The sequence below is a fragment of the Pedobacter terrestris genome (assembly GCF_052343045.1).
GTDB lineage: Bacteria > Bacteroidota > Bacteroidia > Sphingobacteriales > Sphingobacteriaceae > Pedobacter.
Window position 1 is genome coordinate 2,440,312 of sequence record NZ_CP180264.1, and the last position, 14,513, is coordinate 2,454,824.

The following is a 14,513-nucleotide window of genomic DNA, read 5'->3' on the forward strand; positions in this document are numbered from 1 at the left end:
GGAAACTGTATGCCGGTAATTGGTTTACAGTTTCCATTTTTGAATTCAAAAAATTGTTTAAAAGTTTCAGCAATTTCAGCTTTTAAACAGTTCTCTGCCGAACAGCTTCATATAAAATAACGCCTGCAGCAACCGATACGTTGAGCGATTCTATTTTGCCAGACATTGGAATTTTTGCCAGATGATCTGCAACACGCAACAATTCATTGGAAATACCTTCATCTTCAGATCCCATAACGATGGCAATTGGAACCGTATAATCCGGTACGTAAATTAAATCGTCGGTTTTTTCCGTACAAGCCACAATTTGCAAACCGCTTTCCTGTAAAAACAAACAGGTTTTATGCAGGTTAGAATGGCGACAAATTGGAATACTGAATAGTGCACCTGCAGAAGTTTTTATCGCATCCGCGTTAATTTGCGCAGCGTTTTTTAGCGGAACAACAATCGCATGCACACCCACGCAAGCAGCAGTTCTGGCAATTGCGCCCATATTGCGAACATCGGTTACACTATCCAACACTAAAATAAGCGGCACCTCTCCTTTTTCGAAAATAGCCGGAACAATATCTTCTATATTTTGATAAGTAATTGGCGAAATTACAGCAATTACGCCCTGATGATTCTTTTGCGACATCCGGTTCAATTTCTCAATTGGCACCGAATTCAAGGGAATTAATGTATCTTTAAGTAATGCTTTTAGCTCCAGAAAAAGCTCGCCGCCCAATCCTCTTTGCACATAAATGGTTTCAATGTCTCGGCCTGCTTTAATCGCTTCAATTACTGCGCGGATACCAAAAACAAATTCATTATTTTCTTTCGGGCGTTGCGGTCTTCTAAAATTATCCATATTAAAAATTTGTTACGCAAAAGTATTCAATTAAATGATTTACCCCTAATCAAATTATTGTGATCTGATTTTGCAGAACAAAACCCCTTTTAAGAGTAAAAATATTAAATGAATTATCTGTCAATTTGTTAACAAACAGCTAGTAACTTCTTAAATCATTCCGTAAAACTTTTGACTACTTTTGTAACATGAGTTTTGAAAATGAACAAGGAGGCAAAGGTAATCTAACAGCTCGGAAAGCACGTTTAAGCAACACAGTCAGTTCTTTAGGTAAAATTCCGCCACAGGCGTTGGATTTGGAAGAAGCTGTTTTAGGTGCGCTGATGCTGGAAAAAGATGCCCTATCTGCCGTTATCGATATTTTGAAGCCTGAGATTTTTTATCAGGAATCGCATCAAAAAATCTTTGAAGCTATTCACCTCTTGTTTCAAAAATCTAAACCTGTAGATATCCTGACTGTAACTTCAGAATTGCGCCAAATGGGCGCTTTAGAAATGGTTGGCGGCGCGTATTATGTAACCAATCTGACCAATCGTGTTGCTTCTGCGGCAAACATCGAATTTCATGCCCGTATCATTTCTCAGAAATACATTCAACGTGAATTGATTCGGATCTCGACTGATATTATCAGCAATGCCTACGAAGATACTACCGATATTTTTGATCTGTTAGACCATGCAGAAAAAGGTTTGTTTGATATTGCACAGAACAACTTGCGTCGGGATACGCAAAAAATGGACGACATCGTAAAACAGTCTTTAGCTACGCTAGAAGAATTGCGTACAAAAACGGACGGACTTACAGGTGTACCTACCGGATTTACCGGACTTGACCGCATTACGGGCGGATGGCAAAAACAAGATCTTGTAATTATTGCTGCCCGTCCGGCGATGGGAAAAACGGCTTTCGTACTTACCTGTGCGAGAAATGCAACCGTAGATTTTCAAAAACCTTGTGTTGTTTTCTCTTTGGAGATGTCTTCCGTACAACTTGTAAATCGTCTTATTGCCGGAGAAGCGGAAATTGAGCAGGAAAAAATCCGTAAAGGAAATCTTCAAGAATGGGAATGGCAACAATTGCACAGTAAAATCGGCCGATTAACGGAGGCGCCGCTTTTGATAGATGATACACCCGCACTGAATATTTTTGAATTTCGGGCGAAATGCAGAAGGTTGAAATCACAATACGACATACAGTTGGTTATTGTAGATTACCTTCAGCTGATGCATGGAAAAGGGGAAGGTAAAGGTGGCGGTAACCGCGAGCAAGAGATTGGTAGCATTTCCCGTGCTTTAAAGTCGGTTGCAAAAGAATTGGATGTTCCTGTTCTGGCACTTTCGCAATTAAGTCGTGCCGTTGAAAGTAGACCAGGTTTGCAGGGTAAACGCCCAATGCTTTCAGATTTGCGTGAATCTGGATCTATTGAGCAGGATGCCGATATGGTTCTTTTCTTGTATCGCCCAGAATATTATGGTATTACAGAAGATGAGCAAGGACGATCACAAGCCGGTATTGGCGAGGTCATTATTGCGAAACACCGTAACGGTGAAACCGGAATTGTACCTTTAAGATTTATCGGAAAGTTTGTGAAATTCGCCGATCTTGAAGAAGATTTTTCTGCTCCTGATTCCTTTTCAAATGATAGTCCGTCTTCTGGAATGTATCCATCTCAGGATTTTGAAAAACAAAGTAATGTGATTATTCGTCCATCAAAAATGGATGATTATTCAGATGACGATCCACCTTTTTAATTGATATACAGAATTTATGCAGGCAAATATCGTACAGATGTTTGCCTTTTTTGTTTTGTATATTTTTTGTGAAAAGGATACTCAGAAAAAATAACCCAACAACATACCTGCAAGTACAATTACAGGTGGACTCACTTTTGTGAAGTTAAGCAAGATAAATGTACAGAACATGATGACTAAAAAAAGCCAGTTTAAGCTCATTGGAATTAATAAAAGGATAAATGCGGCAATAATAAAACCTACGCTAACAGCATTAACACCAGATAAACTGTGTTTTATTCTGGAGATTTTTTTAAGATCATCCCAAAACGGAACGATGAATAAAACCAGAATTAATCCGGGTAAATTTATGCCGATTACGCCAACCAAGCCACCCAAAATCTGACCCCAAAAACCATAACCAAAATTGCGCATGCTTAAAGCGCCAAGATAACTGGTAAATGAAAATGTTGGCCCGGGTAAAGCTTGTTGCAATGCGAAGCCAGAGAGAAAGCCAGATGCGTGAAGATAATGTTTCATTTCAACAAACTCCGTGTACATTAACGGAACCAAAACCTGACCACCGCCGAAAACCAATATCCCGTTTCGGTAAAAATTTTCAAGCAAACGTATGGGAAGACTAAAAGGAGAAGTTCTATTGATGATTGCACCAATCGCAGCAAAAATAAGCAAGGCACCTAAAAAGTAAATCAGCTTTCTTGGATTGATATTCGAGAACAACCTCACTCTCAATTCCGTTTCCTCACGAGGCGTTTCAATTGCAGAAGAAATCATTCCCCCCACTAAAATTGCAAGTGGAAATACATAAGCATTTCTCAGTACAAAAGTTGCCACAACAGCGGCAATAGCCAGAAAAACGGCAACCTGGGTTTTCAAAACTTTTTTCCCCAATTTCCAGGCGCCGTAAGCAACAATGCCGAGGGCAATTGGCTGCATATACTCCAAAATATCGTTGAACTGTTGTTTCTGATCCAACATGGCGTAACTGATTGCAGCAAACGTCATGACTGATGCAGTTGGCAAAATCCAGATCAGAAAAGTAATTATGGCCAGTTTCAGCTTGCCAACCTTCCACGCTAAACCAACTAAAGTTTGTGTAGAAGCCGGCCCAGGCAGAACTTGTGCCAACGCATTTAACTCCAGCAATTCTTCTTCAGAAATAAACTTATTCGTATGTACAAAATATTTGAGCAACAAGGCCAAATGTGCCTGTGCACCTCCAAAAGAAGTGAATGTAAAAAACACAACATTTCGGAGAAAAAGCATTTGTCTTTTTCCAGAAATCGCTTTCTTTTCAATTTTGATAGCCATACGCCTTCAGATTGAGCTTGCTTTAATCGTCTTCGTAATCCAATCCAGAAGCGGTATTAAACGCGCCCTGTAATTCAGAAAAAGCATGCATATCGCGCTTACTTCTGGCAACAGTCATTCCTTTTTGATATACCTCAATAGCTTGGTCTTTTTGATCATTTTTTTCATACAATTTGCCCAAATGATAGTAAGTTCCAACGTAATCGGGGTGCTTTTCGGTTAACTGCAGGTAAAAAGAAAACGCTTTTTCGGGCTCATTGGAATTGTTATACTCTGTTGCTAAGGCATATAGTATAAAGGGATCATTAGGTTCGGCTTCTAAAAACTCTAATAACTTGATTAATCGGGTAGATGACATTTTTATTCCTTGCTTTTTTAATTAAATTTGCAGAAAGACCTTATATATTAAACATGTAATAGGAATCCAGAAAGAGCTTTTTCACACTTGCCGGCTCCTACTGGCTTCTCAATCACTTAAAACCATTTATATGAAAATATTAGTTTGTATCAGTAACGTGCCAGACACGACGACAAAAATAACTTTTACCAACGATAATACCGAATTCAATACTGCGGGTGTTCAATATATTGTAAATCCATACGATGAAATTGCGCTTTCAAGAGCAATTGAACTTAGCGAAGGTGGCAAGGGAACTGTTACGGTAATTAACGTAGGCGAAGCAGCAAATGATCCAACCATCCGTAAAGCTTTGGCTATTGGTGCCGATGATGCTGTACGTGTAAATGCCGCTCCGCGGGATGCTTACTTTGTTGCTAAGCAAATTGCAGAATATGCTAAAGACAAAGACTTCGATATCATTCTTGCTGGTCGTGAATCTATCGATTATAACGGAAACCAGGTTGCAGCAATGATTGGCGAATTTTTAGATATTCCATCAATTTCAATTATCAAAAAATTAGATTTTGACGGATCTACAGCAACTGTTGAACGTGAAATTGAAGGCGGAAAAGAAGTTGTTTCTGTTTCAGGAAAATTTGTAGCGAGCTGCGCTGAAGGTGTTGCCGAACCAAAAATTCCAAATATGCGTGGCATTATGAGCGCGCGGACTAAACCACTTAGCGTGGTAGATGCTGTTGCCATTGATGCTTTAAGCAAAGTTGTGAAATATGAAACACCTGCTCCGCGCAGTGCTGTTAAACTTGTTCCTGCAGATCAGGCAGAACAATTGATTGGTTTATTACACAGCGAAGCAAAAGTAATCTAATTGACATCCTAGAAAACAGGTCGATCCCCAAGCTAGGGCAAGTGATAATCAAATAATTTTTAACCGTTAAAAAATGAATCCTGAATAAGGGTTTACCATCAAGATATGTCAGTATTAGTTTATGTAGAACAAGCTGAGGGCAAATTTAAGAAATCCGTATTTGAAGCGGTTTCTTATGCCAAAGCCATTGCAGATCAACAGTCTACCAATTTAACCGCAATTTCTATTGGTGATGTTTCAGAAAGCGAACTTAAATCGCTTGGAACTTATGGTGCTTCTAAAGTATTAAATGTAAGCGCAGATCAGCTCAAAACTTTTGTTAACCAAGCATATGCAAGTGTAATTGCTGCAGCAGCAGAAAAAGAAGGTGCAAATGTTGTGGTTTTATCCAATTCGTTTTCGGGTAAGGGGTTGGCACCACGTATTGCTGTAAAACTTCAAGCAGGTTTGGCAGATGGCGCAGTAGAATTGCCAAGTACAGATGGTAAATTTGCTATCAAAAAAACTGCTTTTTCAGGTAAAGCATTTGCTGTCACCGAATTAACTTCAGAAAATAAAGTTATCGCTTTAAACCCTAATGCCTTTGGTGTCAAGGAAAATGCGACAGATGCAAGCATTGAAAACTTTGCTGCTGATGTAAAACAATCTGATCTTGGAACAGTTATTAAAGAAATTGTAAGAGCATCAGACAAAGTATCACTACCAGACGCAGAAGTTGTAGTTTCTGGCGGAAGAGGATTAAAAGGCCCGGAAAACTGGGGAATGGTAGAAGAACTGGCCGCTTTACTTGGTGCGGCAACCGCATGTTCTAAACCTGTATCTGATGCCGATTGGAGACCACATTCTGAACACGTTGGACAAACAGGAATTTCCATAAGCCCTAATTTGTACATTGCAATCGGAATTTCTGGCGCAATCCAACATCTTGCCGGCGTAAGTTCATCAAAAGTGATTGTCGTAATCAACAAAGATCCGGAAGCACCTTTCTTTAAAGTTGCAGATTATGGTATTGTTGGCGATGCGTTTGAAGTAGTACCAAAATTAATAGAAGCTTTAAAAGCACACAAAGGATAAATTTTGTCATCATGGGCTTGCCGAATCCATGTTTAATAGGTTTCGGCAAGTGCCACATGGCATTAATACATATGAAGAAAGTAAAGTTAGATATAGTTGGGTTATCATATAGCCAAACACAATCAGGCGCCTATGCTTTGGTGTTGGGCGAAGTAAACGGACGCAGGCGTTTGCCCATTATTATTGGCGCTTTTGAAGCTCAGGCTATTGCTATTGAAATTGAGAAAATGACGCCCAGTAGGCCGCTTACGCACGATCTTTTCAAATCACTTGCCGGCACCTTTAACATAAACATTCTGGAAGTAATCATTTACAACCTGGTTGATGGTGTATTTTACGCAAAGCTGATGTGTACCGATGGAAAAAACACGCATGAAATTGATGCAAGGACTTCTGATGCGATTGCATTAGCCGTGCGTTTTAATGCTATGATCTACACTTACGAATTTATTCTGGCTTCTGCCGGAATTGTAATTGAAGGGAACGATTTCCTTTTCCTGGAAAATATGGAAAGCATAACTAAAGAACCCGATGCAGACAGTATGGCGACTACAACACGCCAACAAGGTTTCGGCGATTTAACATTAGAAGAATTACAACAAAAATTGCAGGAAGCCATTGCTGAAGAAGCATATGAAAAAGCTGCAAGATTAAGAGATGAATTAAATAAAAGAAATGCTTCCTAGTTTTTTCATTAAAAATTGTTTCATGACTTCTCTAAGAAAGAAACTGAAGTATAAAATTTAATGACATTGAAAATGCCCGAATTATTTGAAATAATTTGGGCATTTTTTTTAATTATCTTTCAAATAGTCCTATCTTCATCGCTTACTTTCAAAAAACAAACTAAAGATATAGATATGAATGTTAAGTTTCGCTTAACTTTGATGAGTTTCATGCAATTCTTTGTATGGGGCGCCTGGCTGATCACAATTGCAAATTACTGGTTTGGAACAAAACAATGGGATGGAACACAATTTGGGGCAATTTTCGCAACAATGGGTTTTGCATCGCTTTTCATGCCAACCTTAACCGGCATAATTGCAGATAAATGGATAAATGCTGAAAAATTATACGGTATATTACATATTCTATATGCAGGCGTTTTGTTTTGCCTGCCAATGGTTGACAATCCAAGTACATTTTTTTGGGTGATGCTTGGCGCAATGTGTTTTTATATGCCAACCATTTCTCTGAGCAATTCAATCTCTTATACAACACTAAAATCTGGCAACTTAGATGTAGTCAAAGATTTCCCACCGATACGTGTATGGGGCACAATTGGCTTTATTGCTGCGATGTGGATTACCAATTTAACCGATAATAAAGCCAGTGCAAATCAATTTTACATTGCAGGTATTGCTGCATTATTGCTTGGTATATATGCATTTAGCTTGCCAAAATGCCCGCCTTCAAAACTAATTTCAGAAAAAAACTCATGGATGCAGACGCTGGGCTTAGAAGCATTCAAATTGTTTGCAGATTACAAAATGGCTTTGTTTTTCTTATTCTCTATGTGCTTGGGTGGCGCATTGCAACTTACCAATGCATATGGCGATGTATTTCTATCCGAGTTTAAGAACTTCCCACAATATGCAGATTCTTTCGTGGTACGGAGATCCACTATTATCATGTCTATCTCTCAAGTTTCAGAAACCTTATTTATCCTGGCCATTCCATTCTTCTTAAAACAATTCGGCATTAAAAAAGTAATGATTATTGCCATGTTGGCTTGGGTTTTCAGATTTGGTTTATTTGCCTACGGCGATCCGGTAAGTAATTTATGGATGATTGTATTGTCTTGCGTGGTATACGGAATGGCATTTGATTTTTTCAATATCTCAGGTTCACTTTTTGTGGAAACCTCTACTACAGCAAAAACACGTTCATCTGCACAAGGTATGTTTATGATGATGACAAATGGCTTTGGTGCTGTTTTCGGCAGTCTGGTTTCTGGTTGGATGATTGATAAGTATTTCACCAAATCGTTTATGGACGTACAATCTACAGCGAGCTTTGTAGGATCAACACCCGGCAATAACCACTTATTACAGTTTATTAAAAGTCAAGGAGTAAATGTGCTTCAAAATGGAACATTTGACAAAGCCATCCATATGAAAGACTGGCATCAAATCTGGCTTTCTTTTGCTATTTACGCACTAACAATAACGGTTTTGTTTGCACTCTTTTTTAAGCATAAACATACGCGCGCAGAAGCCGCAGCCATTGAAGCTATAAACCATTAAAATTTAGATACGCTCAAACCATGTCAGCAGGAAAATATCGGAAAGAACACAATTGTTTAAACTGCGGCGCTGAAGTAGAAAAACATTATTGCAGCGCATGCGGTCAGCCTAATTTAGAGCTGAAAGAAAGTTTATGGGCATTTTTAAGTCACAGCATTGCTCATTACTTCCATTTCGACAATAAGTTTTTCCAAACATTAAAACCTTTACTTACTAAACCCGGACTGGTTACACTGGATTATCTTGCTGGAAAACGCGCGCGATACATTAACCCGGTGAGCATGTACATTTTTGTATCTATTGTGTATTTTTTAGTAGCCTATTCGCCCGAACATAAATCAAGGGCAAGTGAGCATTCAAAGGTAAAAACTCATATAGAGCAAAAGGAAGCGCTGGATGAAGCAACTGCAGCTTTGGATAATGTTGGTATAAAAAATCAAAAAATTGTTAACCGAACTAAAAAGGAAATTATTGATGAGTTGGGTAAACAATCGTTCAGAGACTTAAGCTTTCCACAGCAAACCATTTTGCTTACAGATTTGAAAAAGCAAAATAAGGCTAATCAATCAGATTCCTTAACAGAAGTCATTCAAGATTACACACGCATTCATGACGACCGCAATGACAGCACATACGAAGCATATCTAAACAGGCAAAAAGGCTTGCCGCTTTTAAAAAAAGACAATTGGATTGAGCGAATCGTAAAAAAACGTTCAATAACAATTGGAGAAAAATCTGATGTTATTAACGAAACGCTGGAACACAACAGACCAAAGCAGTACTTTTTGCTCATGCCTTTGCTAGCGCTTTTCATTATGTGGAATTTCAGGAGAAACCATATCTATTATCTGGATCACCTGATCTTTACCATTCATGGAATGACTGCGTATTTTATCGTTCAGATTTTCACACAACCCATAATCAAATATCTTTTAGGAGACGTCGGATTTATAAAAACGTTAATTAATCTGGCCGTAATATTCTGGATATGTTGGTACATGTTTAATGCACTTAAAGTATTTTATCAGCGTAAAAAAGTGGTCGGAAAAATGATCACAATCTTTATTTTGTATTCGATTTCTCTCTTCCTAACAGAATGGTTGCTAATCAATATTATATACTACGCTGTGTAATTCTGGCGCAATTAGTTCAGACTGCTTTAAGCCTCTTTTTTTGAACCCAAACTTTGCATCAATTGATCATAAAGATCATCGCTTGAAGCTTTATGCGGTTTAATCTTTTTCACTGTTGCGCGTTTTCCTTTTGCCTTTGCTTTGATAATTTTCAGTAACTCATCAGAATAATCATCTTTAAAAGCACTAAGGTCAAATGAAGAACTGTATTGTTTAATTAATGCCAAACCTACGTCCATTTCTTTTTTAGTGATTTTAATGTCAGATGCATCATCAATTTCAGAAATATCGCGGATTTCCTGATCAAACCGAATTTTTGTAATCACAATAACATTCGTTTTGGGATGGATGACACATAGATTTTCAGTATTACGTAAAACAAAACGCGCTACTCCAGCTTTTCCCGATTTTTCTAAAGCCTTAAGCAACAGATTGTAGGCTTTTCTCCCCTGCTTTTCTGGTTCTGCATAGTAGGAAGTTTCGTAATACATGGGGTTAATATCCTTCAAATCTACAAAATTCTCCAGTTCGATAATTTTTGTTTTTTCTGGTGCAGCTTCTTCGAAATCATGTTTATCCAGAATTACATACCGATCTTTCAAAAAATAACCTTTAACTATCTTTTCATAAGGAACTTCTTTATGGGTATTGTCATTTACTCGAAGAAACCTGATTTTGGCGTGGTCACGTTCATCCAGCATATCCAGATCAAGCGAACTGTTCTGAACACCAGAATAAAGTTTAACCGGTATATTAACCAATCCAAATCCGATGGAACCTTTCCAAATTGATCGCATAATTTTTCCTTTTCATCTGGAAACACACTCCTGGTGTCGATTGTTTTGTCATAAAATACAAAAAACGCAAACAATCCCAAACATTTTAAATGTTTTTCTTGTTCAAACTGTATCAAAACCTTGAAAAACGTATGAAAATTGCTTATATATCTACTTATCCACCACGCGAATGTGGTTTAGCGACGTTCAATCAAAACCTTGTAAATGCCCTGTCCATCAATGAGCGATACGAATCGGCTCAAAGTTTTGTGGTTGCCATGAACGAATCTGACGATCTGGATGAGCACAAATATCCGGAAGAAGTTAAGTTTGTTGTTCGTCAGCAAAATCAACAAGATTATATTGATGCAGCAAAATTTATCAATAACAGCGATGTTGACGCCTGTATTATAGAACATGAATTTGGCATTTACGGCGGCAATAGTGGCGTATTTCTTTTGTCTTTAATAAACAATCTAAATAAACCTTTCTTAACGATTTTGCATACTGTTCTAAAAGAACCAAGTTTTATGCAACAAACCATCATCCGCGAACTGGCTTCAAAATCGGCAAAAATTGTGGTGATGAGCAAAAAAGCGGTAATGTTCTTAACCAGTATTTATCAGATCGCACCAAAAAAAATACAACGGATTGAACATGGCGTTCCGGATTTGGAACCACTTAAAAATAATCCATTATTAGAAAGCGATCTGTTTAAAAACCGAAAAGTACTCTTTACTTTTGGTTTAATTAGCAGAAACAAAGGTTTGGAAACGGTTATTAAAGCGCTTCCAAGTATTGTGGCTAAACACCCTGACGTATTGTATGTAATTCTGGGAAATACGCATCCTGGCGTTGTAAAACACAATGGCGAAGAATATCGCGACAGTTTAAAAGCGCTTGCTCAAGAGCTCGGCGTAGAAAAAAACATTGCTTTTGTTAACAAATTTGTTTCAGAAGAAGAATTGCACCAATATTTAACGGCGTGCCATATCTACATCACACCGTATCTTAACGAAGCACAAATAACCAGCGGAACTTTATCTTATGCAATTGGTGCTGGCGCAGCAGTTGTTTCTACTCCATATTGGCACGCAGAAGAGTTGTTGAGCGACAACCGCGGTAAACTTTTTGATTTTAAAGACGATAAAAATCTTGCTTTAATTGTGAATGAATTGCTTGGCGATGCCGAGAAGCATGGACAATTGAAACAAAAGGCCTATAATTATGGGTTGAAATTAAGATGGCCAGCAATTGGAAATGTATATCTACAGGTTTTGGAAGATGCGGTAACTTTGGGTGCACAACCTTCGCGCAACATTCCGCCAATTATTGATTTGGATAGCATGCCGGCACTCAATCTTTCACATATTTCTTTACTGACAGATGATACCGGAATTATTCAACACGCCAGATTTGGTATTCCAAACCTAAAAGAAGGATATTGTATTGATGACAATGCACGCGCATTAATTATGGCGCTACTCTCCCATCAACACGATAAAAATTCTACTGCTTTAAAGTTAATGCCAAGATATTTGAGTTTCATCCAATATATGCAACTCGAAGATGGAAACTTCAGAAACTTCTTAAGCTTCAATAGAAATTATCTGGATGAGGTAGGTTCAGAAGATTCTTTCGGTAGAACAATTTGGGCGTTAGGTTATTTAATTGCATCTGGGCCAAACAATTCATACCGTGAGTTTGGTCGGGAGCTATTTGGCCATTCTGTAAAACACTTTTCCGAATTAAAATACCTTCGCGGAATTGCCAATACCTGCATTGGAATTTCATATTATCTTACGGCACATGCCGGGGATGAGTTGTTAACTCAGGAAATGAACAGGTTAACTGCACAACTTAAAACTGCTTACCGCGAAAATAAAGATGGCGACTGGCATTGGTTTGAAGATATTTTAACATACGATAATGCTATCCTTCCATTGGCTTTGTTATGCCATTACCAGATTTCCGGCGATACTGAATCGTATGAAATTGCAATGGAAAGCATCAATTTCTTAAACAGTTTTTCTTTTGAAAACGGTTATCTTAACCCTGTAGGAAACGCTGGATGGATGAAAAAAGATGGAAAAAACCCGGTTTATGACCAGCAGGCAATTGAAACAATGGCTATGGTTTTATTATATTCTAAAGCTTTTGAGATCACCCGCGATAATGACAACTTAACGAAAATGCAAATCAGCTACGAGTGGTTTTTAGGCCGAAACAGCCTGCATATTCCATTATATGATTATGAAACCCACGGTTGTGCAGACGGACTTCAATTCAATAGCGTGAACAGAAATCAAGGTGCAGAAAGTACGTTGGCTTATTACATATCTCATTTAAGTGTGTTGAAAGCTGCAGAGATTGAATTTCAGTCGTTGTCTTCCCCCTTAATCGAGAGTGAAAAAGTAAACAAATAGAATATAAATCATTTTATGATACCAACAAAAAATCCCGATCAAAATCGGGATTTTTTGTTTTCAAACTATTTAAGTTTTTTACATTGCTGATCCATTTTCAAGCAACCTGTTTAACAATAATTCTAAATTTACAGTAGCGAAAGATGAACTATAGTCAGACAATCCGTAAGGAATAATTAATTCGCCATTGCTAATAATAGAGCCGCAAGAATATACAACGTTTGGTACATAACCTTCGCGTTCATCACCCGTCGGGATAATTAATGGTTCTTTTAAATGTCCTATTTCTTTACTTGGATCCTCCAAATCTAAAAGAACAACGCCAATGCAATATCTGCGCATTGGCCCAACGCCATGTGTCATCACCAACCAACCTTTTTCAGTTTCTATAGGTGAACCACAATTTCCAATCTGCACAAGTTCCCAATCATATTTAGGTTGTTTAAGTAAAATTGGATTTTCCCAGATATTCACCTTATCAGAAAACATCAGATAATTGTTCCAACCATCAATACGGCTCATCATTACATATTTCCCGTTTATTTTCCTTGGAAATAAAGCCAGGTTTTTGTTCTGTGCACCATCACCATAAAGGGGGATTACTTTAAACTCATAAAAGTCTTCAGTCTGCACCAGTTTCGGAATAATCAGTGATCCATCGAAAGCCGTATAAGTTGCGTAATACACCACTTTTCCATTTTCTTTGATAAATTTTACAAAGCGTGCATCTTCAATACCTTTTCTTTCAAACTCCGAAATCGGGAAAATCACGCGATCCGATATGTCAGTATCTTTAGAAAAACTGATGGTGTGGTAAGTATCAGAAAGCCAAAGCACTTTATCATATTCGATTAATCGCTGAGCATTATCTTTATGCAAGGTTTTAGAATCTTTAATAATATTGCTCAAACTGGTGTACTCAAACCTTTCGTCCAGTTTTTCTTCAATTTCCTGCAATACCGATGGATCTATAAGCGCATATGCTGCTTTTTTAAGGAAAAGCTTTTTGATATAAATTGCATTTTTAACAACTTCCGCTTCGTCTACATAATTTCCTACAGGCAAAACCTGAATATTATTTTTAGAATCGATGAGCGCACGTCTGAAAACGATTGACGAAATATGGCCTTCACCAACTGCTCTGAAACTAATGATTACGCGCTTTTCGCCATCAACCAAATCCGTTTGATCGGGATCATCAACAATACTTGGATTGAAAAAAGCAGCGGATTCAATAGAATATTCGTGTGTAAAATACGCGCCAATCAACAGTTTAGTGTAGGGTTCTATATCTTCAAAATCTACATTTAAAGTTGTAAACTGTTTTCTGAGTTTTTTGCAATGCCGATTTAAAATTTTTGTGATGTTTCTGTGTCTTTTTGAATACTCCTGAAGTATTGGAGAAACTAAAGCAAAAACCTTTTCCTCCGGAAACTCCAGAACTTTTTTAATTACGGCCAGTGCTCTTTCTTCTCCGTTAAAGAAAAAACGGGCAATAACGCGTTTTGTATCGGGAAAAACCTTTACCGATTTTCTTTCAATATATAGTCTCATGCTGTTTATGTACTGCGCTTAGGCAAATTGTTGAATATTTGATACCATTAGTAACTAAAATAGCTATAAAATGTTTGTTGCGCAAAACTGTAAATGCAAACATTAAAGAAGCTTTCAATCGAAAAATGATATTTATTTTGGCAATGGAAGTTAATTAAATGCAAAT

The 14,513-nt window shown here is 37.7% G+C and carries 12 protein-coding genes; 7 read left to right on the forward strand and 5 right to left on the reverse strand.

Features of this window, described 5'->3' with window-relative positions; all coding sequences use genetic code 11:
• Positions 1 to 82: 82 nt before the first annotated feature.
• Entirely contained in the window at positions 83 to 850 is a 768-nt protein-coding gene (gene rlmB, locus ACJVDH_RS10380; RefSeq protein WP_443947502.1) for a 23S rRNA (guanosine(2251)-2'-O)-methyltransferase RlmB, read from the reverse strand.
• A 188-nt stretch (positions 851 to 1,038) separates the two neighbouring features.
• Here rlmB and dnaB point away from each other — a divergent pair, with 188 nt between their 5' ends.
• Positions 1,039 to 2,601, forward strand: coding sequence for a replicative DNA helicase (gene dnaB, locus ACJVDH_RS10385; RefSeq protein ID WP_443947503.1), 1,563 nt, complete (start codon positions 1,039 to 1,041; stop codon positions 2,599 to 2,601).
• 81 nt (positions 2,602 to 2,682) lie between these two features.
• On the opposite strand, the gene chrA is transcribed toward dnaB, so the two are convergent.
• Together chrA and ACJVDH_RS10395 are read right to left on the reverse strand one after the other, a co-directional pair.
• Positions 2,683 to 3,912 (reverse strand): chromate efflux transporter, encoded by a 1,230-nt coding sequence (chrA, locus tag ACJVDH_RS10390; RefSeq protein ID WP_443947504.1) that lies wholly within the window; start codon positions 3,910 to 3,912, stop codon positions 2,683 to 2,685.
• Positions 3,913 to 3,934: 22 nt separating this feature from the next.
• Positions 3,935 to 4,270 (reverse strand): tetratricopeptide repeat protein, encoded by a 336-nt coding sequence (locus tag ACJVDH_RS10395; protein WP_443947505.1) that lies wholly within the window; start codon positions 4,268 to 4,270, stop codon positions 3,935 to 3,937.
• A gap of 130 nt (positions 4,271 to 4,400) precedes the next feature.
• On the opposite strand from ACJVDH_RS10395, the gene ACJVDH_RS10400 reads away from it, so the two are divergent.
• The 5 genes from ACJVDH_RS10400 (at position 4,401) to ACJVDH_RS10420 (ending at position 9,591) form a co-directional block, all read left to right on the forward strand.
• The gene (locus tag ACJVDH_RS10400) at positions 4,401 to 5,138 is read left to right on the forward strand and encodes an electron transfer flavoprotein subunit beta/FixA family protein (protein WP_443947506.1); all 738 of its coding nucleotides are present in this window, start codon (positions 4,401 to 4,403) and stop codon (positions 5,136 to 5,138) included.
• Positions 5,139 to 5,243: 105 nt separating this feature from the next.
• The gene (locus ACJVDH_RS10405) at positions 5,244 to 6,212 is read left to right on the forward strand and encodes an electron transfer flavoprotein subunit alpha/FixB family protein (protein WP_443947507.1); all 969 of its coding nucleotides are present in this window, start codon (positions 5,244 to 5,246) and stop codon (positions 6,210 to 6,212) included.
• 71 nt (positions 6,213 to 6,283) lie between these two features.
• Entirely contained in the window at positions 6,284 to 6,898 is a 615-nt protein-coding gene (locus tag ACJVDH_RS10410) for a bifunctional nuclease domain-containing protein (RefSeq protein WP_443947508.1), read from the forward strand.
• 174 nt (positions 6,899 to 7,072) lie between these two features.
• Positions 7,073 to 8,458 carry a nucleoside permease gene (locus tag ACJVDH_RS10415; protein ID WP_443947509.1) on the forward strand — a complete coding sequence of 462 codons (1,386 nt, stop codon included), beginning with the start codon at positions 7,073 to 7,075 and terminating at the stop codon, positions 8,456 to 8,458.
• Positions 8,459 to 8,478: 20 nt separating this feature from the next.
• A complete protein-coding gene (locus ACJVDH_RS10420) occupies positions 8,479 to 9,591 on the forward strand; it encodes a DUF3667 domain-containing protein (protein ID WP_443947510.1) in 1,113 nt (370 codons plus the stop codon).
• A gap of 26 nt (positions 9,592 to 9,617) precedes the next feature.
• On the opposite strand, the gene ku is transcribed toward ACJVDH_RS10420, so the two are convergent.
• Entirely contained in the window at positions 9,618 to 10,388 is a 771-nt protein-coding gene (gene ku / locus ACJVDH_RS10425; protein WP_443947511.1) for a non-homologous end joining protein Ku, read from the reverse strand.
• A gap of 131 nt (positions 10,389 to 10,519) precedes the next feature.
• Between ku and ACJVDH_RS10430 the strand changes: the two genes are divergently transcribed.
• Positions 10,520 to 12,793 (forward strand): glycosyltransferase family 4 protein, encoded by a 2,274-nt coding sequence (locus tag ACJVDH_RS10430; RefSeq protein WP_443947512.1) that lies wholly within the window; start codon positions 10,520 to 10,522, stop codon positions 12,791 to 12,793.
• A gap of 78 nt (positions 12,794 to 12,871) precedes the next feature.
• On the opposite strand, the gene ACJVDH_RS10435 is transcribed toward ACJVDH_RS10430, so the two are convergent.
• Positions 12,872 to 14,347, reverse strand: a complete 1,476-nt coding sequence (locus ACJVDH_RS10435) for a glycoside hydrolase family 130 protein (RefSeq protein ID WP_443947513.1) — start codon at positions 14,345 to 14,347, stop codon at positions 12,872 to 12,874.
• Positions 14,348 to 14,513 lie beyond the last annotated feature (166 nt).

Coding starts and splice junctions, on each gene's coding strand:
- ACJVDH_RS10405 (WP_443947507.1), top strand. CDS start 5,244: ATGTCAGTATTAGTTTATGTAGAACAAGCTGAGGGCAAATTTAAGAAA.
- ACJVDH_RS10395 (WP_443947505.1), bottom strand. CDS start 4,270: ATGTCATCTACCCGATTAATCAAGTTATTAGAGTTTTTAGAAGCCGAA.
- ACJVDH_RS10410 (WP_443947508.1), top strand. CDS start 6,284: ATGAAGAAAGTAAAGTTAGATATAGTTGGGTTATCATATAGCCAAACA.
- chrA (WP_443947504.1), bottom strand. CDS start 3,912: ATGGCTATCAAAATTGAAAAGAAAGCGATTTCTGGAAAAAGACAAATG.
- rlmB (WP_443947502.1), bottom strand. CDS start 850: ATGGATAATTTTAGAAGACCGCAACGCCCGAAAGAAAATAATGAATTT.
- ACJVDH_RS10415 (WP_443947509.1), top strand. CDS start 7,073: ATGAATGTTAAGTTTCGCTTAACTTTGATGAGTTTCATGCAATTCTTT.
- ACJVDH_RS10430 (WP_443947512.1), top strand. CDS start 10,520: ATGAAAATTGCTTATATATCTACTTATCCACCACGCGAATGTGGTTTA.
- ACJVDH_RS10435 (WP_443947513.1), bottom strand. CDS start 14,347: ATGAGACTATATATTGAAAGAAAATCGGTAAAGGTTTTTCCCGATACA.
- ku (WP_443947511.1), bottom strand. CDS start 10,388: ATGCGATCAATTTGGAAAGGTTCCATCGGATTTGGATTGGTTAATATA.
- ACJVDH_RS10400 (WP_443947506.1), top strand. CDS start 4,401: ATGAAAATATTAGTTTGTATCAGTAACGTGCCAGACACGACGACAAAA.
- dnaB (WP_443947503.1), top strand. CDS start 1,039: ATGAGTTTTGAAAATGAACAAGGAGGCAAAGGTAATCTAACAGCTCGG.
- ACJVDH_RS10420 (WP_443947510.1), top strand. CDS start 8,479: ATGTCAGCAGGAAAATATCGGAAAGAACACAATTGTTTAAACTGCGGC.